The following is an 18,651-nucleotide window of genomic DNA, read 5'->3' on the forward strand; positions in this document are numbered from 1 at the left end:
TCGCTTGTAGGACGCAGCAAAGCTGCTAGAGGACGCAACTTCGTTGCTAGAGAAAAAACCTCTATAGGAATTAAGGGATTAGTTTTTAATATTTCTAAGTAATACGATCCTCAATGACCATACCCTCGAATCATTTCGAATCTTCACAATACTTATAATTTTTTTAATCTTTTTCTCTAGCTGCGTAGCAGCGCCCTTCTTTTCCTCTAGTGGCGAAGCCACGTCCTCTAGCCATGAAATGGCGTCCTAAAAGGCGAAGCCGCTCTCTAGCGTAAGCGTCCTTCTTTTCCTATAGGCGAAGCCGTCCTCTAGCAGCTTTGCTGCGTCCTGCCCTTCAAGCCACAACAGTCCCTTTCCCTCCAGACTTTTTATGCCCACGCGTTTCTTCAATCAGGAACTTAAGCCAACGCATGTAAGGCGTTCCACCGGTGCCTTGTTGATCATTACAGCGGCGTGCGATGTATTTAATCGCCCAGTGATAATGCACTTCGCGGAAGCACGCCATCAGTTCTAACACTGCATCAAACTTATCGGAGTTTGCCACGGTTTTAACATCAGGCATGGCGCGTACTTGCTCCAACATAACCCGATGATCGACAGGCATGTACTGACGCATATCGTACAAATGCCGGGTTAGGCGATTATCTTGGTGTGGGATTTTCATAAACTCTGTGAGTAACGGCATGATGGAGCTTTGTGCGCCGGTTTCACCTCGATAGCTGATCGGATCTATATTCACACCTTCATACACCACCTCTTGGAACTGGCCGATGTAGGGGCGGAATTTAGAGAAATACAGCTCATCCGACATACGTTCAGGTATCCGTTGCAACACCTGAATAATCGAGGTCATCGCCATGGCAATCTTATCGAGTGCTGCATCAACGTCTCTGGGTTGAACCTCGCCTTGTAGACTTAAAACCGCATCCAAAATATCAGCTGCCAAAGCCTCTATTTCGATATGGACCAAGATAAACCAATGCTCATCGTAGAGATGAACAAAGTTCTGAATCGTATCGATATTGCCAAGCTGAACGGATTTACGAATATCAAAACGTCGCCAATTAAACAGCGCGTAACCGTCGTAACTCAAGATTGGCGGACGCTGCATCAGGTCAGCAATTTTGCATAAGGGGCGGGCTAAGTTAGCAGGTAAAGAGTGACAACTTGGTTGCCCTATTTGATTGATATAACCCGACGCGATAAAACCCAACCTGACATAATAAAGGCACGCTTGCGGCCAGAGATCATCAGGGATATTGATATAGGGCCAATCGGGAACAAACACTCGACGCAGATAGTTTCGAGCATCCTTTTCTAATAACAAACTCGGTAACGAATTACCTACCGTATCCAGTACCGCATAAGGCTCCCCCAGAACCAATTCAGTCGCCGGATCCTGACAAGGTAAAAAACCGCGTGTGGCATAACATTGTTTCATGTTCGTACCTCCGCACTAACTTTGATACTTATAAGTATAGAAGTATCAATACAGGACGCAGCAAAGCTGCTAGAGAACGCTTCGCGCTTAGGACGCTAGCGCTAGAGGACGGCTTCGCCTAGAGAAAAACATAACCCTCAATGCACTTTTAACATACAGCTCGTTTTTTGCGTTTTTTCTCTAACTGCGTAGCGGTGTCCTCTAGTGGCGTAGCCACATCCTCTAGCCATGAAATGGCGTCCTCTAGGCGTAAGTCGTCCTTCTTTTTCTCTAGCTGCGTAGCAGCGCCCTCTAGTGGCGTAGCCACGTTCTCTAGCCATGAAATGGCGTCCTCTAGGCGTAAGTCGTCCTTCTTTTTCTCTAGCTGAGTAGCAGCGTCCTCTAGTGGCGAAGCCACGTCCTCTAGCCATGAAATGGCGTCCTCTAGGCGCAGCCGTCCTTCTTTTCCTCTAGCTGCGTAGTAGCGTCCTCTAGTGGCGAAGCCACGTCCTCTAGCCATGAAATGGCGTCCTCTAGGCACAGCCGCCCTTCTTTTTCTCTAGCTGAGTAGCAGCGTCCTCTAGTGGCGTAGCCACGTCCTCTAGCCATGAAATGGCGTCCTCTAGGCGCAGCCGTCCTTCTTTTCCTCTAGCTGCGTAGTAGCGTCCTCTAGTGGCGAAGCCACGTCCTCTAGCCATGAAATGGCGTCCTCTAGGCGTAAGTCGTCCTTCTTTTCTCTAGCTGAGTAGCAGCGTCCTCTAGTGGCGAAGCCACGTCCTCTAGCCATGAAATGGCGTCCTCTAGGCGCAGCCGTCCTTCTTTTCCTCTAGCTGCGTAGTAGCGTCCTCTAGTGGCGAAGCCACGTCCTCTAGCCATGAAATGGCGTCCTCTAGGCGTAAGTCGTCCTTCTTTTTCTCTAGCTGAGTAGCAGCGTCCTCTAGTGGCGAAGCCACGTCCTCTAGCCATGAAATGGCGTCCTCTAGGCGCAGCCGTCCTTCTTTCTTAAGCTATTAGCAAAGTCGCGCCCTATCGTCTTCCTCGCCCTAGCTACTACTCACTAATATCCTGTATAATGTTGGACTTTATGCGTGCTGCCCACGGCAACTCTCGGGCAGCCTAATTCGACAGATTTTCAGAAGACTCAGAGCGCAATGGATACGACTTACCAGCCGCACGAAATCGAGAAATCCTGGTACAAAACCTGGGAAGACAACAACTACTTCGCACCTCAAGGCGAAGGTGACTCTTACTGCATCATGATTCCGCCACCGAACGTCACCGGTAGCCTGCACATGGGTCACGCTTTCCAGCACACCATCATGGATGCTCTAACTCGTTACAAGCGTATGCAGGGTAAAAACACGCTGTGGCAGGTAGGTACAGACCACGCAGGTATCGCTACTCAGATGGTTGTTGAGCGTAAGCTTGCGGCTGAAGAGCAAAAGTCACGTCACGATCTAGGTCGTGATGCCTTTATCGAAAAGATCTGGGAATGGAAAGAAGAGTCCGGCGGTACCATTACTCGCCAGATGCGTCGCCTAGGTAACTCTGTAGATTGGGCGAACGAGCGCTTCACAATGGACTCTGGCTTCTACCACGCGGTTCAGGAAGTATTTATCCGTCTATACGACGAAGGCTTGGTTTACCGCGGCAAGCGTCTAGTAAACTGGGATCCTAAACTTCACACTGCGATCTCTGATCTAGAAGTTGAGAACAAAGAAGTCAAAGGCAAGATGTGGTACCTACGTTACCCACTGGCTGATGGCGTTAAAACTGCCGCTGGCGAAGACCACATTGTTGTAGGTACGACTCGTCCGGAAACAATGCTAGGTGATACCGGTGTTGCGGTTAACCCTGAAGATGAGCGCTACAAAGATCTGATCGGTAAAGAGATCGTTCTTCCGCTTGTTGGCCGTCGTATTCCAATTGTTGGCGACGAACACGCTGACATGGAAAAAGGCACAGGTTGCGTAAAAATCACCCCTGCGCACGACTTCAACGATAACGAAGTAGGTAAACGTTGCAATCTGCCAATGATCAACGTCCTAACCTACAACGCTGATATCCGCGAAGAAGGTGAAGGCTTTAACACTGACGGTACGCCAAACAACGATATCGACACTAACATCCCGGAGAAATACCGTGGCATGGAACGTTTCGCTGCGCGTCGTGAAATCGTTGCAGATTTCGAAGCAGCAGGCCTACTAGTTAAGATCGAAGAAAACGACATGACGGTTCCTTACGGCGACCGTGGTGGCGTAGTTATCGAGCCAATGCTAACTGACCAGTGGTTTGCTGATGCTAAAACGCTAGCAAAACCAGCAGTTGAAGCAGTAGAAAAAGGCGATATCAAATTTGTACCACAGCAGTACGAGAACATGTACAACGCTTGGATGCGCGACATTCAAGACTGGTGTATCTCTCGTCAGCTTTGGTGGGGCCACCGTATTCCAGCCTTCTACGATAACGAAGGCAACGTATACGTAGCGAACGACAAAGAAGCTGCACGCGAAAAATACGGTCTAGATCCAGAAGTTGAACTACGTCAGGACGATGACGTTCTTGATACATGGTTCAGCTCGGCACTATGGACATTCGGCACACTAGGCTGGCCTGAAAATACCCAGCGTCTGCAAACGTTCCACCCGACTGATGTGCTTGTAACAGGTTTCGACATCATCTTCTTCTGGGTAGCACGCATGATCATGATGACCATGCACTTCATGAAAGATGAAGACGGCAACCCACAAGTACCATTCAAAACTGTTTACGTTACCGGCCTTATCCGTGACGAAAACGGCGACAAGATGTCCAAGTCTAAAGGTAACGTCCTAGACCCATTGGATATGATCGATGGCATCGAGCTAGATACGCTGCTAGAAAAGCGTTGCGGCAACATGATGCAGCCACAACTGGCTGAGAAGATCGGCAAACGTACTAAGAAAGAGTTCCCAGAAGGTATTCAGGCACACGGTACTGACGCACTTCGCTTCACCCTTGCTGCACTGGCTTCGACTGGCCGTGACATCAACTGGGATATGAAGCGCCTAGAAGGTTACCGTAACTTCTGTAACAAGATCTGGAACGCTGCACGTTACGTGCTAATGAACACCGAAGGCGAAGATTGCGGCCAACTCTCTATTGAAGGGAAAGGCGGCGATGTTGAGCTATCTCTAGCAGATCGCTGGATCGCTAGCCGCCTACAAGCGGTAGAAGCTGAAGTGGTTAAACACTTCGATGAGTACCGTTTCGATATGGCGTCTAAGTCGCTATACGACTTCATCTGGAACGACTACTGTGCATGGTACCTAGAGCTTTCTAAGCCAGTATTGTGGGACGAAGATGCTTCGGAAGCTGCTAAGCGCGGCACTCGCCGTACGCTAGTTCGCGTATTGGAAGCAATTCTACGTCTTGCTCACCCAATTATGCCGTACATCACAGAAGAGATCTGGCAGCAGGTTAAAGGTCTAGCCGGTGTTGAAGGCGACACCATCATGACTCAGGCTTACCCTGTGCCAAGCACAGACAAGATCGATAGCGATGCAGAAGCTGAGATCGAATGGCTACAAGGCGTTATCACTGGTGTACGTAACATCCGTGGTGAAATGGGCATCTCCCCTGCTAAAGAGCTAGACGTACTGTTCCAGAACGGTGGTGATCTAGACAAGCAACGTCTAGAAGCTAACCGTACTTTCCTATCTAAACTAGCGTCCCTAAGTAGCATCACATGGCTAAATGCCGGTGACGAAGCACCAATGGCAGCAACTCAGCTAGTGGGCGATATGGAAGTATTGGTACCAATGGCCGGCCTAATCAACAAAGATGCTGAACTTGCTCGTCTACAGAAAGAGTTAGACAAGCTACAGAAAGAGATTAGCCGTGTTGAAGGTAAGCTAGGTAACGAGAAGTTCGTCTCTAACGCACCAGAAGCGGTTATCGCGAAAGAGCGTGAGAAACTTGCTGGCTCTCAAGCAGCGTTCGATAAGCTAAAAGAGCAATACGGTAAGATCGAAGCGCTTTAAGCACAGATCGCTACGCTTCTAGCACGCTTCGCGCTTAGGACGCGGCTGCGCCGCTAGAGTTGCTAGAAAAAGCGCTAAAGACAAAAAAGCCCAAGCAGTTAATTCTGTTTGGGCTTTTTTATTTCGTCATTCCAGCGAAGGCTGGAATCCAAGGTTTTCAGTTGCTAGAAAAAGCTTAAACAGAAAGCCCGGACTTAGGTCTGGGCTTTTTTATACATTTCTTTTACTCTGCATCTAGCGTTTTATAATCAGTTAATAAAATAACTATAAAGTGAGGCACCACAATGAAAAAGATTTTCGCAATCGCGGGTATCGCAGTACTAAGCCTGTCGGGTTCGGTAATGGCTGGTGATATCGCTGCCGGTAAAACTAAAGCGGTGATCTGTGCCGCTTGTCACGGAGAAAAAGGCATTAGCAAGCTTCCTATGTATCCGAATCTGGCAGGGCAAAAAGCTGCTTATCTTGCCAAGCAACTACGTGACTTTAAAAGCGGTGCACGTAAAGATCTGGTTATGGCACCTATGTCATCAACGCTTTCAGACGCTGACATCGACAACTTGTCTGCATACTACAGCAGCCTGAAGTAACGACGCCGAAACAGCCAAAGAGCGTCAAGACAACGCGATTACCTAAAGCCTGAGCATTGCTCGGGCTTTTTAAAAAATGGATATATCTTTGAAGTGAATAGATGAAAATAGTGGAGATCTAAAAGATTACTCTCCCTATCTCCCTTCAATCAAAATTCTTCGTCTAAGCGTGCCTTCAGGTGCTAACTCCGACACTGCATTTAAGAAACGCTGCCTTTCATCGGTAGAGAGGTAGTTATGCCCTCCGGCCAGCCAAACCTCCTCATTATCCACTACCTTACCGATAATGATCGCATGCTCAGCGTTAAACGAACCAAAGAGAGATAGCGCCTCATTACAGGGGCTATACCAAGCTACATTTTTTCTTTTTTTCACAACACGCTTAACCAAACGGGGATCATCAAAAGCTATCAAGTTGCCAAAACCTAGCTCTACCAGTTTTTGCTGATGAGAAGAGCCGCGCCAAACCATAATCCCTTCTAACCTTCTAGCCTCCTCAAAAGAATTAATTGGCTGAGTCACACTCAGAAAGCAGATGGGCACTTCCCACAGTTTCGCCAACCAAGTAAATCGCTCTTCCCGCTCCGTAGTACGAGTCAGCGGAAATAGAAGATATTCCTTAGATTTTTCAGTTTCTAAAACAGCGCGGGACCACGGCACGATACGGTAATTTAGTGTGACATCCGCTTTACGCGCGGCTTGTGCAAAGAAATCTGGATAGATCCCTTCCACCCCACTCTTCGTCTTTTCCAAAAGGCCCGACATCAACTCTGTAGAGACAAGCGTAACCCCTGAATGTTTATCCGCCCACGCAGGGGAATTTACATTCAGTAGCAAGAACAGAGATAGAAAGAGGGTTCTGATGTTCACTAGGGCTCCAGCAATAGATCTACAAAAAGCTGTATGTAGTCTAGCAATGAAATGAGGGGCTCGCTTAAGGGCAGAGCGCTACGCTTCTAGAACGCTTCGCGCTTAGGACGCGTCTGCGCCGCTAGAGTGGCTAGAAAAAGCCTGAAAAACAAAGCATAGCTAGTGGAAACTAGCTGTTTATTTGTTTCAGAAATAAAGGGGCTTCAAACAGTTAGCCTACTTTTTCTACGAATAAATAACTTTAGTAAGCCTTTTACTGTTACATCAAGTTGACTACCTTCATCATACAATGCAGGCACAACATAATTCGCTCTCTCCTCAGCAATTAGCTTTTCAACTTTATCTTGAGTCTTAAAATCAGACCACTTTACATTATCAAATACAGCTATAGAAAACCCTCCTTGATATCTAACCATTTTCATTGAAGGAATATCCGTGTCTCCATCCCCAAAATAAATCATCCTTTCAAATGGAATTTCCCTCTCCTCTAGCTCAACAAATCGATTCACGGCTTCATTATCCCATGAATTATCTATACCTTTGTTGATGCGAAAGAGGAACTGGGTTTTTGTTGTGTAATTAATAGCTTGGGCGGGCCACATAACCTTCGAACCATCCTGGCTATAGTGATATTTACAAGCATATACTTGTCTAAAATAAGGACTAATTTCAGTTCCTCTGATCATCGCATCTAGCCCACTAGAAATAATGTAATGGTTTAACTCCAACCCATGACTTTTGGCAAACGCATTTATTCTTTGAAACCATGTAGTTACTCCAGAAAACAACGGAATGCTTTTCCCATGTTCAGATAATTTAGGAACACTTAAATCATCAGACCCAATTTCACTTGCCCTTTCGGCTAACATCCCAAGATATGCAAGAATTTCGTCACTATCAGTTTCTTTTGCTCTTTGTTTCACTGATGCCCAAAACCCCTGAACATCATCAATTCCTAGCGAGGGCATTAATCCATGTTGAGCACAGTCACCTTCAGCTAAAGTGCCATCAAAATCATATACCAATGCACATTTCATTTTTAATATTCCTAGATTCGCTGTAAGAATTGGGACTAAAGTTATTCTTGCTTAAATAATTTCACAGTGCCTGATCTCTTTTCTGCACCATTATTATCTAGACTTAAGTCATCAAATTTACCAACAAATGCATTTGAACCATTATCTCGAGTTGCCACTACTAGTCCCACCTTATCTAAACTATTCTCATCACTACTATTCTTTGTTCTATATAGATAAAGGATTATAGTCTTATTCTGAAAATTTCTTATTTCAACGTCATCTGCATGCCAGCTTTCCATAGTCTGCTCATCACTCTCCTGATCTAACAGACGGTATCCTTTAATCTTCACACCGGTAATTGATGACTCAAGTTTCAACTGACCAATTCTTACTTTTTTATTTTCACCTTCTCCAAAAGTGATACTAATCATCCAATCGCCTAAAATCTTTTTAGTTTCGTCATCAACACTAGAAACACTTTTCATTACTTTTTTAAATATTTTTTCATCTCCTTTCCATATATAAATTATTGTCACAAAAGTAAAACCCATTACTATTGCACCTCGAACCCAGAAATTTTCAATCCAAGGACCTGTAGCTAAAGTACCTATTGATCCTAGAAATAGCACAGCAATAGATGTAACCTTTGCCATTGACCTAGCCATCATTTCTTCTTTCTTTGCACCAAACATAATCTTCCTTGACCTATTTAAACTTAAAAACAACAACAGATGGATTTGATAAGAAAAACTCAACATCTTTCTTATCAGCGGACAAAGGAATTGAACTAGGTACAGGCTCGATCAATCTTTCTACTTTCAAACCGCTTCTATATGCAGCTTCGCATATATCACTTACAGTCCATTTCTTTAATGGTATTTTATAGTCCTCGCCTAAAAAATCGGATTCATAAATACCTCTATCAAAATATTTATTTACTAAGTACCCTTTTTTATCTTTACTTGAATGAAGCCTAATCGGATGAATCATTGAAAATATGGCACTACCTCTTTTAGTTAATAGGCTTTTCACCTTTCCAAAAAGGTCATCCAAGTCATGAAAGTACCCCAACATAAAACTTCCCAAAATAAGGTTAAACTGCTCTTCAAACTCATAATCAATAAAGTTACTGTGAATAAAATCAATAGGTAAGCCTGCACAGTTTTCTTTAGCTTTATTAAGCATACCTGCACTAATATCAATCCCAGTAACATTACAGCCTTTTTGTGAGAAGGCCTTGCTATACACACCTATACCACAACCGATGTCTAAAACTGATCGTCCCCTTCTCACATGATGGGTTAGCTTCTTTATAACTGGCATTTCGATGTGTTCATTAAATAAGAGACCACCTTGCTCCAGCCTTTTTTTATTATATTCATCAGCGCAAAGGTCATAAATTGACTCTATAGTTAGCTGCTCACTAATATCAAATGACATAAAAAACCTTTTTAATAATAAAACTCAGTTTGAAAAAATTATAAGAGTCAGAGTACTTTAACTTCTTCATTAACCTTGCCCACTGCAATATCGGTGCCTTTAGTATTTATCACATCCAATGTCTTAACGGATTCGGTATTTATTTTTTTCTCTAGTTGCGAAGCGACATCCTGACCAACCGCAGACCCAGTCTGGGTTTGCGCAAAGCGCTTCGACAGCACAGCCTTAACTTCTTCAAGCTTATAGCTTCGCTTTGCTGGTACACGAATAAGAGGGAGGTTAGCATCTGAACAGACACTTTCTAAAAGCTGGTCACGCTGTTGGCGTTTTTTCTGGCTGTGGCTTTTGTCATCTAGCTCGATAGCACAAACAGGTTTGAGCGTATCGGCGGTGCAGATAAGGTAATCGAAGTGTTTTGCTTTGATTTTGCCAAAGGCACGACTCCACTCGCTGCGGTTTTTGGTTGGATTAGGCTCAACAATATCCGCTACCCGAACTTTGCCAAATATCCGATGCTGTTGAGGATCAATACACTGATCCAACACGCCTAAGAACGAACGCTCTGCTTCTGTGAATAAGGTTTTCTTTTGGCGATAACCTAATGTGTTATCTGAAGAATCACTGCTCTGCGCAGCTAGCTTCTTTAAAAAGATCAGTGCGACAAACATCAACACTGCAAAGATCAAAATCCATTCCATCGTCTTTCCTTTTGACGAAGATAATCCACGGCCTACTTGGCCTTATTTCAATCAAGAATGCCTATACATTAGCGTTTATACAACTACACAAATTGATAAGAATCATTATTATGCTATCTATGCAAAAAATGGACGATATGATCGCGGTAGGGAAAGCACATGACAGCTCAAGCTAGTAAAAAGACTGAATTTATTAAGAACGTAGAGAAGAAAACAGTATTACTTTCCGTTGCCCCGTTGTTTCTCACCATCCTTGCTCCCGCCTTCTATTTAATGGGTCTTTCATACCATCAAGCTTACTTATATCAGTTCGGCGTATCTTCAAATGCTTTCCCATTATCGTTAACTGACGCTTATGTAAATGCTTACTACGCCTGCGTATTTTACTGCATAGATTTTTTAAATATTTTCAAACAAGATGGCATCTGGATCTGGCTGGCCTTCACTTTTATCGGGATAGTCCTCTTTGTTTTCTCAGTGCATAAATTAACTAAAGGTAAAGCCGGGTCATTGAAACTCCCCGCCGATGTGACTAAAGCTATTAACAAGCTAAATACAGATGAAAACAGTCTTACGTTTTCACTTCACTTTGTTAGCAACGAAATGCTGTCTGCAATGAAAGTAGCCTTAGCTATTTTTGCTTTTATCTTTTTCTGGATCGGTGTAACTCTAATGGGAACTTTCAAAGGGCAGGATATAGTGCAACAGTCAAAAACTGATTATCTGGAAAAAGGATGCTTTATTTCAGCCACGACTCAGCTGTCTAACTGTCACACAATTATTGATAGTCAGAATAACACTATTAATCAAGGTCTACTGATCACTGTGGATGGTAACAGATATGCATTATTTACCCGCGAAGGCTCGTCAATCCAAGAGCTACCTTCAGGGTATAAACTTCACAGGCAATTCTCGTCGCAAAGCGCAAAAGAAAAGGGTACCTCGGATAAACCTCTACCTTCACCAGTGGACGATTAAAAAACAGTGGCCGGTATCAGGAAATTCGGCCATTGGGACACCTTACTTTATACAGATTTAGTTATTATCCTTTCCTCTAGCCACGAAGTGGCGTCCTCTAGGCGCAGCCGTCCTCTAGCCGCGAAGCGGCGTCCTAACTACTAAAAGGCGAAGCCTGTATAGCCTTGGCATATCGCTTATCTTCCGCGCTTATTATCATTTATCTCTCCATAGAATATTTTGCGGGAATCCTTTCCCTCAGTTTCTAAAATGTAATACGTAGATGATTGCTCATTTTTATCCGTAAAGAAGATACGCTCTCGCCCATCTTGCTCTTTTTGGTATATCGCAAAATAGCTTTCGTGTTCTAAGTAGTCAGTTGAAAGTACACTTTCCGACAATGCTAACTTGGCCTGTCCGATATCCTGATTTTCTGGCTTGCTAGTGCCATAAAGTTGATCAAGATACTCTTGGGTCGTTATGTCCCACAATTCGATTTCTTCCTCAGCACTAAGCACTTGAATGCTGACATAGCCTTCATCGCTGTTTAATAGCAGAAAGTCGCCAATGGCTAGCTGATCGTTATTTTTAACATCTAGCTTGAGAGTAGCTTCTGCCAGAGGAAGCTGAACAACTACGTGTTGCGGAGGTGCAGTAGACGCGCATCCCGCGAGCAGGATAGCAGTGGTTATGCTGAGAAAAATCCTTTTCCAATATAAGAACATCTAATCAAATCCTTTGATCTGTTTCTGATAAAGAGAGCCACATGCTAGGCGATTGATGGGAAAGAATCTATTAGTTAAATTATTAAATGTTAGAAACTCCCTTCGCTTTTCCTCTAGCCACGCAGTGGCGTCCTCTAGGCGCAGCCGTCCTCTAGCCGCGAAGCGGCGTCCTAGCGACTAGAAGGCGAAGCCTGTTCTAACCACTAACCTCTGTATTTAAAACAACAATCTTTGCTAAACTTCGTTATATCTGATCAAAAAGCGGGCAATCAATAATGAATGTATCACTCACTCCAAAGCTGGAAGCTTTTGTGAAATCAAAGGTAGAAAGCGGCAGTTATAACTCTTCTAGCGAGGTTGTGCGGGAAGCTTTGCGCCTACTCGAGCAACGAGATACCGAAGAGCAGTTAAAATTAGAAACCCTTAGAGCAGAAATTCAGAAAGGTTTGGATTCTGTGGAAAAGCACGGTGCTAAACCGTTAGATATGGAAACACTAAAACAACGCGCTAGAGTTTAACGTCTCCCGCCAAACCCAGAAGCAAGGATTGCTTATGCCACAGTTACTCACTTCGCTGGAAGCGGAAAGTGATTTTATTCACATCTGGCAATATATTGCAGAAGATAGCCCACTCAATGCAGACCGTTTTCTAGATTATCTTAATAGCCAAGCATTAAAGCTTGCCCACGCCCCACAAATTGGAACTCTGCATCTAGAATTAGGGCCTGAAATAAGAATTTTTCCAACTAAGAACTACTTACTCATTTATAAGCCGATTCCCGATGGAATCCTATTATTACGAGTAATTCATTCCTCTATCGAGTACACGCAGTTGTTTTGAACTAGATAATTCTGATCACTGGCCACTTAATAAAAAAGCTGAAACCTGAGGGCGTCAGGTTTCAGCTAAAAACATCCCTGTGATAACTTGAACTGGCTTTTTCTCTAGCCACGCAGTGGCGTCCTCTAGGCGCAGCCGTTCTCTAGCCGCGAAGCGGCGTCCTAAAAGCGAAGCGTTCTGCCCCTACCCCTTCCTCTCAGTACACTGATCTACTAAGTAGACGATGGACTGGTAGTCGATACCGGAATGGTGGCTTAGGCCGATTTCGCAGGTACGGCTGGTTGAGTAGCCGCTGCTGCAGCCTTCAACTTGATCCGCTAGTGTGTGTAGTGCTGATTCATTCAGTTCTGGTGTGGTAAAGCCTTTGTCACCGGCAAAACCACAGCAGGTAATCTGATCTGGAACCACGACATTAGTGCTGCAGGCATTCATCACTTCGACGATTTTTTGATCGAGGCCTAAGCGACGTGCCGAACAGGTAATGTGCAGGGCAACTTTGTCATCCACAGGCTGGAAGTCCAGCTTGTCCATCATAAAGGTGTGAATAAAGTCGACCGGCTCATACAGCTTGATACGAGAATCTAGATTCTCTTTCAGCTGCATCGTACATGGGCTGGTATCGCAGTAAACGGGAATCTCTCCGCCATTACTCGCTTCGAGCAGCATATCCACTGTTTCAGCGGCTTTAGCTTCGGCCTGGTTAAACATGCCTTTACTCTTAAACGGCATACCGCAGCATTGTTCTTTAAGGTTTTGTGGATAGATAACCTCAAAGCCTGCTTTGCGTAGCAGCGCTTCTGTTTTGTCCACAAGCGAGATTTGTTCTTCTGCGCCGCGTGCTGGGCCCATGGTACGGCTAGCACAGCTTGGTAGGTAAACCACCTTCAGTTTGTTACCTGAAGTATTGGTTGGCTGAGCTGGTTGGCGCTTTTCAGTCTCCAGTTTAGGTGCCGGGGTCGGCATCTCTGGACTCCAGTAACCAATCTTATTACCAGAGAGTTTACGCGCGGTACGCGTTACTGCACCCATGGCTTTACTACCCAGCAAGCCGTGACTCATATCAGCTATACCAAAGGCGGTTTTCGCCGCTTTGGTAACCGTCCCAAAGTTATTAGCGATCCATTCGGACATACCTTCTCGGCTGGCATGACGTTCGTGGCGAAGCTGTCGAACCAAATCACCGGTATTGATGCCTACAGGGCAAACCGTTGAGCACAAGCCACAGCCCGCACAGGTATCTACTGCCATATAGTCATATTCATCAGCGAAAGCTTGCTGGTTTTCACCTTCTAACAACGCCAGTTCGCGCTTGCCGATAATACGCTGGCGCGGGCTGAGGGTTAGATTTTTCGATGGGCACATACGCTCACAGAAACCACATTCGATACATTGATCAACAATATCGCTAACAGCCTTCATCGGCTTCAGGTTACTAATATGCAGCTTTGGATTCTGGGTAATCATGACATCCGGGTTTAAGATGCCTTGTGGATCGAAGATACGCTTGATCTCCAACATGGCGCTGTAGGCTTCATCCCCCCACTCTTTCTGGACGAAAGGAGCCATATTACGACCGGTGCCGTGTTCCGCTTTTAGAGAGCCATCGTATTTGTTAACAACGACATCGCAGACTTCATCGATAAAGCGTTCGTAACGATCGACCTCTTCTTTACTGCTAAAGCCTTGCGAGAAAATAAAGTGCAGGTTGCCATCTAAAGCGTGGCCATAAATAACACCATCATCGTAACCAAACTTTTGCATCAACTGCTGAAGATCCACCAGCGCATCCGCTAACGTTTCGATTGGGAAAGCAACATCTTCGATCAGCGCTGTCGTGCCTTTCGGACGAGTCGCACCCACCGCAGGGAAGATCCCTTTACGTACATTCCAGTACGCCTGATATTCCGATGGTTTATCGGTAAAACTGGCAGGTACAACCAATTCGAGATCGTCGATCTCAGCAAGAATCGTCGCGATATGACTTTCTAGAACCTCTTGCTCATCGGCTTCGGCTTGCACCAAGATCGCTGTCGCACCTTCTGGAACACCTTGGATATAACTGGGTACACCATCCATGTGTTGTACCGCTTTAAGCGCAAAGTAGTCGATCATCTCTGCCGCAGATACCGGCGTTTTATTTAGCTTAAAACGCGTAACCGCAATACTTGCTGTACGGATATCGGGGAAGACCAAAAACGCAGAGGCTTTTAGCGGGTACTTACGAATCGTGTTGTGAGTAATTTCGGAGATAAAGCCTAGCGTGCCTTCAGACCCGATCATCAAACGCCCAATGATATCGATCGGATCATCCCACTCGATTAAAGAACGTAAACCATAACCGGTGGTGTTTTTAACTTCGTATTTACGCAAGATACGTTTGCTTAACGCGGTGTTACTGCGCAGCTTTTTCGATAGCGCTTCTACGTCGGCAATCATGCCTGCATGACTCACGCGGAACGCTTCACGACTCTCTTCTGAGCCTGTATCCAGTACAGTGCCGTCTAACAGAACAAAGCGAGCTGAATCCATAACACCGTATGTGTCCATAGAGTTCATGCCCGCCGCATTGTTAATAGCGATACCACCCACAGTAGCCGCATCGATCGACGCTGGCATTGGCGCAAGTTGGCGTTCTAGAGGTGCTAAATAACGGTTGGCATCGCCTCCCAGCACACCACACTGCATGCGGATCTTTTTACCTGACTCAAGAATCTCATAATCTTTCCAATCCGGTGTTAAGGAAAGCATGATCGAATTGGTAATGGACTGACCTGACAGGCTGGTGCCAGAAGCACGGAACGTAATCGGCAAATTCAGTTTTGTCGCTAAAGCCATCAGACGGATCACTTCGGACTCTTCCGCCACTTGCACAATCACCTTCGGTAGCAAGCGGTAGAAGCTTGCATCCGTACCGTAAGCAAGGGTACGAAGGTAATCAGTAATAATCCGCTTTTCCGGAATAAACTTAGCGGCTTCAGCAATAAATTCTTGGTATTTATCCTGTTCCTGCATGATGCGATCCTGTCAGTTGAGCTTATGGGAACCTACTGATAAGTCTCATACTTTCTCAGTGAGCTATAAAACGACCAGATACGCGAAAGTCAGTGCAGCGAAATGTCTGGACCTTTTCAAGCTGACTGACAAAGTAGATGGTCGTTTTATAGCTCACCCTACGGGGCTTACATAGCAAACGAATCACTTTGTTAATGATTTTCGACAGGCAACCAGCATGCCTGTAATCATTGCCTCGTGCTTCAATTGCTCTTTAAGCCTGTACCCAAGGGGCATAGCAAAGTCGTATAGGACTTATTCGTAGGTTCCCTAGTTATTATGATTTTGAGATAGGTTAGCTCAAACGCTATAATTAAATTAGCGTGCACAATCGAATTTAATTGATTCCAAATATTAAATAATAAAACCGATATGAATAATCTGGATGATATGCTGCTGTTCGCCCAAGTGGTGAAACTCAAGTCTTTCCGCGCGGTAGCGGAACAAAGAGGTGTAGCGAGCTCTGTAGTGAGCAAACATATTTCGCGGCTGGAGAAGCATTTAGGCGTGCAGTTGCTGATCCGCACTACGCGAAAGCTGAACCTTACAGAAGCGGGTGAAGAGTTCTATCATCACTGCCAGCAGTTAGAGAGTGGTGTAGCGCTAGCCGAGCAAGCAGTGTCTCAACATGCTGAGCAACCTCAGGGCCTTTTACGTATTGCTGCACCGATGATCTCGGGTCAGTTCTTCCTTCCTGCCGTCGTCGATGAGTATCTAAAACGCTATCCAGAGATGAAGGTGGAGATGGTGATTAAGGATAGCTTTCAAGATCTGATATCAAACGGTTTTGATCTAGCTATTCGTACCGGTACTTTATCTGATTCGACCCTTCGTGCCCGTCTTTTAGTGCAATCCCGTTGGTACGCTTATGCTTCGCCAGAGTATTTAAAAGAACACGGTACGCCTAAAAAGGTGACCGATCTGGATGAGCACAACTGCCTGCAGTTTAAGTATCAAGAAACCGGCCCCCATGACTGGCCAATCACAGTAAAAGGCCAGCCCGATCGTATTAAAGTAAATGGCCGTTTTCAGGCAAGCTCTCTTGTTACCTTAAGAGAATCCGCGATTGCCGGTACTGGGATTGCATTTATGCCTGTCTTCCTCGTCCGTGACGAGGTTGCCCGCGGCGAACTTGTCCCAGTATTACAGGAATGGGTTTACCGCGATGTCGGCATTTATGCGATCTACCCCAATATTCGCTACGTGCCCCGTAAGATCAGTGCCTTTATTGAGCTTCTAGCGGAAGCTTATGAGAAGCATTGCTGCGCGTTTCATTCGCAACGTTTTCATGAGTAATCGTCTCTTTCAACCTGATATTGGCAACTAAAATACCGACGACCACCACCGCAAAACCGCCCCAGTCGGCCATGGTGGGTACTTGTTCAAATAGAGGCCATGCGATTAGTGCTGCAGCGACCGGTATACCATAAAACACGCTGGCAACCTGGGATGCACTGTTTCGATTAATCAAGATATAGAGTAAGCTCACTGCCCCTAAGGATACGCCAACCGCCATCCAGAAGATGGCCAAAACTAGATCAAGATGCCACTGCATCTGCATCGTTTCAAATTGAAACGCTAACAACAGCATCACGGGGACCGTACCTAATACCTGCAATGCCCCACCGCTGATCAAGTGCATATCAGCACAGTGCTTTTTCTGAATTAACTGCCCTAGCGATAACCCCAATAGTCCAAGCAGAGCCCAGACTAGGGTCGTCCAACTAATCCCTTCTACCGCTAGCCCATCAGCGACTACAACCGCTACACCACTGATGCCGATCAACAGGCCAAGCCAACGCCAGCCTGTTACTTGCTCTTTCAGATATGGTCCGGCTAGTACAGTGACTAACAATGGCTGCAACGCAATAATCAAGGCACATACGGCAGGCTTCATACCCAAATAGAGTGCGTAAAATACGCCTACCGAAAATAGCCCCTGCATTAAGATTCCAGTTACCAAAATCCACCCAGGATTTTTCGGCCAAGGTGCGCTAAGCAATACCGCTCCCAATGCAAGCAAGCCACCCGCAATCGCAAAACGTACAGCTAAAAAGGTAAACGGTTCGCTATAACCTAAGCCAAGCTTTGCCCCAACAAATCCAGAGCCATACACCGCTATAAATAGCAGCATCAGTAAGATGTTCTGATTCAGATACATTTTCATATTCTCTCCCTCACTATGCCTATAGAAGCCCTGTACATACCAGTAGGTACAATCTGTATTTCAAAAAAAGCCTGTAACTAAACAGGCTGTTCTCAACAATTTTTTTAGTTCGTTTTCAGTGCTGCCAACATGTCTAAGAAACTCTCGCAAACATCACCCACCGTATCATCTTGCTGCACCGCTCGTCCTAAAACAAAGCCGCCCTGTAAGACACTCAAGGTTAATTTAGCCAAAGCTTTCGGCTTATGGATCTTTACTAATGCACCGGATGATTGCGCCTCGCTATAAATCGCAGTGAAGCGTTTATGCATTGTGGAGAAATAACGCTCCAAAGGTGCTAACAGCTGTTCATCTTCAACCGATGGATCTTGAACGATCCGCCCCATACGACAGCCCTTCAACGCATGTCGTGGCAATCTTAAATAAGCACTGACTTGAGCTAACCAATCCCCATCCGTTTGCGCAATGATCTGATCAAACTCGGCTATCAGGTCATCTGTTCGGGATTCCATCGCAGCAATCGCCAGATCCTTCTTGCCTTTAAAATGGTGGTAGAAACTACCTTTACCCACACCACTACGCTCTAACACCTGATTAGGACTAGTAGCATCATAGCCCCGCTCCCAAAGCAGTTGCTTCATGGTATCAATCAATAACTCGCGTGTAGCTGCCATAACTTAGTGTGCTCAATATTTAAGTAACAAACATACTAGTAGGTACAGAAAGTAATTTCAAGCTTACGGATAACTACAGCTTATTACGAACCATAGATTCCAGCCTTCGCTGGAAAGACAACGACTGTAGATCATTGCTCTAAAGCCATGATATGGAGCTTTCTAGGCGCAAGCAGCCTTT

The 18,651-nt window shown here is 45.3% G+C and carries 19 protein-coding genes; 6 read left to right on the forward strand and 13 right to left on the reverse strand.

Features of this window, described 5'->3' with window-relative positions:
• Window positions 1-334 precede the first annotated feature (334 nt).
• From ACMXYS_RS13940 to ACMXYS_RS13955, 4 genes are all read right to left on the reverse strand, one after another.
• Window positions 335-1,441, reverse strand: coding sequence for a hypothetical protein (locus ACMXYS_RS13940; RefSeq protein ID WP_415896890.1), 1,107 nt, complete (start codon window positions 1,439-1,441; stop codon window positions 335-337).
• Between the two features lie 148 nt (window positions 1,442-1,589).
• Window positions 1,590-1,940, reverse strand: a complete 351-nt coding sequence (locus ACMXYS_RS13945) for a hypothetical protein (RefSeq protein WP_415896891.1) — start codon at window positions 1,938-1,940, stop codon at window positions 1,590-1,592.
• 13 nt (window positions 1,941-1,953) lie between these two features.
• Window positions 1,954-2,118 (reverse strand): hypothetical protein, encoded by a 165-nt coding sequence (locus tag ACMXYS_RS13950; RefSeq protein ID WP_415896892.1) that lies wholly within the window; start codon window positions 2,116-2,118, stop codon window positions 1,954-1,956.
• 102 nt (window positions 2,119-2,220) lie between these two features.
• Window positions 2,221-2,373, reverse strand: coding sequence for a hypothetical protein (locus tag ACMXYS_RS13955; protein ID WP_415896893.1), 153 nt, complete (start codon window positions 2,371-2,373; stop codon window positions 2,221-2,223).
• Window positions 2,374-2,571: 198 nt separating this feature from the next.
• Between ACMXYS_RS13955 and ACMXYS_RS13960 the strand changes: the two genes are divergently transcribed.
• Both ACMXYS_RS13960 and ACMXYS_RS13965 read left to right on the forward strand, forming a co-directional pair.
• Window positions 2,572-5,442 (forward strand): valine--tRNA ligase, encoded by a 2,871-nt coding sequence (locus tag ACMXYS_RS13960; RefSeq protein ID WP_415896894.1) that lies wholly within the window; start codon window positions 2,572-2,574, stop codon window positions 5,440-5,442.
• 284 nt (window positions 5,443-5,726) lie between these two features.
• Window positions 5,727-6,029 carry a c-type cytochrome gene (locus ACMXYS_RS13965; RefSeq protein WP_415896895.1) on the forward strand — a complete coding sequence of 101 codons (303 nt, stop codon included), beginning with the start codon at window positions 5,727-5,729 and terminating at the stop codon, window positions 6,027-6,029.
• 135 nt (window positions 6,030-6,164) lie between these two features.
• Here the strand turns inward: ACMXYS_RS13965 and ACMXYS_RS13970 are convergent, their stop codons facing one another.
• The 5 genes from ACMXYS_RS13970 to ACMXYS_RS13990 form a co-directional block, all read right to left on the reverse strand.
• The gene (locus ACMXYS_RS13970; protein ID WP_415896896.1) at window positions 6,165-6,899 is read right to left on the reverse strand and encodes a hypothetical protein; all 735 of its coding nucleotides are present in this window, start codon (window positions 6,897-6,899) and stop codon (window positions 6,165-6,167) included.
• Window positions 6,900-7,102: 203 nt separating this feature from the next.
• Window positions 7,103-7,936, reverse strand: a complete 834-nt coding sequence (locus tag ACMXYS_RS13975; protein ID WP_415896897.1) for a haloacid dehalogenase-like hydrolase — start codon at window positions 7,934-7,936, stop codon at window positions 7,103-7,105.
• Between the two features lie 41 nt (window positions 7,937-7,977).
• Complete coding sequence (locus ACMXYS_RS13980) at window positions 7,978-8,610, reverse strand: hypothetical protein (RefSeq protein ID WP_415896898.1); 633 nt, start codon at window positions 8,608-8,610, stop codon at window positions 7,978-7,980.
• Between the two features lie 13 nt (window positions 8,611-8,623).
• Window positions 8,624-9,358 carry a class I SAM-dependent methyltransferase gene (locus tag ACMXYS_RS13985; RefSeq protein ID WP_415896899.1) on the reverse strand — a complete coding sequence of 245 codons (735 nt, stop codon included), beginning with the start codon at window positions 9,356-9,358 and terminating at the stop codon, window positions 8,624-8,626.
• Window positions 9,359-9,405: 47 nt separating this feature from the next.
• Entirely contained in the window at window positions 9,406-10,056 is a 651-nt protein-coding gene (locus ACMXYS_RS13990; protein WP_415896900.1) for a DUF2726 domain-containing protein, read from the reverse strand.
• Between the two features lie 159 nt (window positions 10,057-10,215).
• Here ACMXYS_RS13990 and ACMXYS_RS13995 point away from each other — a divergent pair, with 159 nt between their 5' ends.
• Window positions 10,216-11,034 (forward strand): hypothetical protein, encoded by an 819-nt coding sequence (locus tag ACMXYS_RS13995; RefSeq protein ID WP_415896901.1) that lies wholly within the window; start codon window positions 10,216-10,218, stop codon window positions 11,032-11,034.
• A 176-nt stretch (window positions 11,035-11,210) separates the two neighbouring features.
• Here the strand turns inward: ACMXYS_RS13995 and ACMXYS_RS14000 are convergent, their stop codons facing one another.
• Window positions 11,211-11,738 carry a hypothetical protein gene (locus tag ACMXYS_RS14000; protein ID WP_415882280.1) on the reverse strand — a complete coding sequence of 176 codons (528 nt, stop codon included), beginning with the start codon at window positions 11,736-11,738 and terminating at the stop codon, window positions 11,211-11,213.
• Window positions 11,739-12,049: 311 nt separating this feature from the next.
• Here ACMXYS_RS14000 and ACMXYS_RS14005 point away from each other — a divergent pair, with 311 nt between their 5' ends.
• On the forward strand, window positions 12,050-12,256 hold the full coding sequence (locus tag ACMXYS_RS14005; RefSeq protein ID WP_415896902.1) for a type II toxin-antitoxin system ParD family antitoxin: 207 nt from the start codon (window positions 12,050-12,052) through the stop codon (window positions 12,254-12,256).
• Window positions 12,257-12,290: 34 nt separating this feature from the next.
• Window positions 12,291-12,578: a type II toxin-antitoxin system RelE/ParE family toxin gene (locus ACMXYS_RS14010; RefSeq protein ID WP_415896903.1), complete on the forward strand. Its 288-nt coding sequence runs from the start codon at window positions 12,291-12,293 to the stop codon at window positions 12,576-12,578.
• Between the two features lie 183 nt (window positions 12,579-12,761).
• Here ACMXYS_RS14010 and ACMXYS_RS14015 read toward each other — a convergent pair whose 3' ends face one another.
• Window positions 12,762-15,590 (reverse strand): FAD-binding and (Fe-S)-binding domain-containing protein, encoded by a 2,829-nt coding sequence (locus tag ACMXYS_RS14015; RefSeq protein ID WP_415896904.1) that lies wholly within the window; start codon window positions 15,588-15,590, stop codon window positions 12,762-12,764.
• A 411-nt stretch (window positions 15,591-16,001) separates the two neighbouring features.
• Between ACMXYS_RS14015 and ACMXYS_RS14020 the strand changes: the two genes are divergently transcribed.
• A complete protein-coding gene (locus ACMXYS_RS14020) occupies window positions 16,002-16,925 on the forward strand; it encodes a LysR family transcriptional regulator (RefSeq protein WP_415896905.1) in 924 nt (307 codons plus the stop codon).
• On the opposite strand, the gene ACMXYS_RS14025 is transcribed toward ACMXYS_RS14020, so the two are convergent.
• Window positions 16,855-17,796, reverse strand: a complete 942-nt coding sequence (locus tag ACMXYS_RS14025) for a DMT family transporter (protein ID WP_415896906.1) — start codon at window positions 17,794-17,796, stop codon at window positions 16,855-16,857. The two genes, ACMXYS_RS14020 and ACMXYS_RS14025, sit on opposite strands and share 71 nt — an antisense overlap.
• Window positions 17,797-17,900: 104 nt before the next feature.
• Window positions 17,901-18,470, reverse strand: a complete 570-nt coding sequence (locus ACMXYS_RS14030) for a TetR/AcrR family transcriptional regulator (protein WP_415896907.1) — start codon at window positions 18,468-18,470, stop codon at window positions 17,901-17,903.
• Window positions 18,471-18,651 lie beyond the last annotated feature (181 nt).

Source organism: Neptuniibacter sp. QD57_21, from assembly GCF_047778075.1.
In the GTDB taxonomy this organism is placed as follows: domain Bacteria; phylum Pseudomonadota; class Gammaproteobacteria; order Pseudomonadales; family Balneatricaceae; genus Neptuniibacter.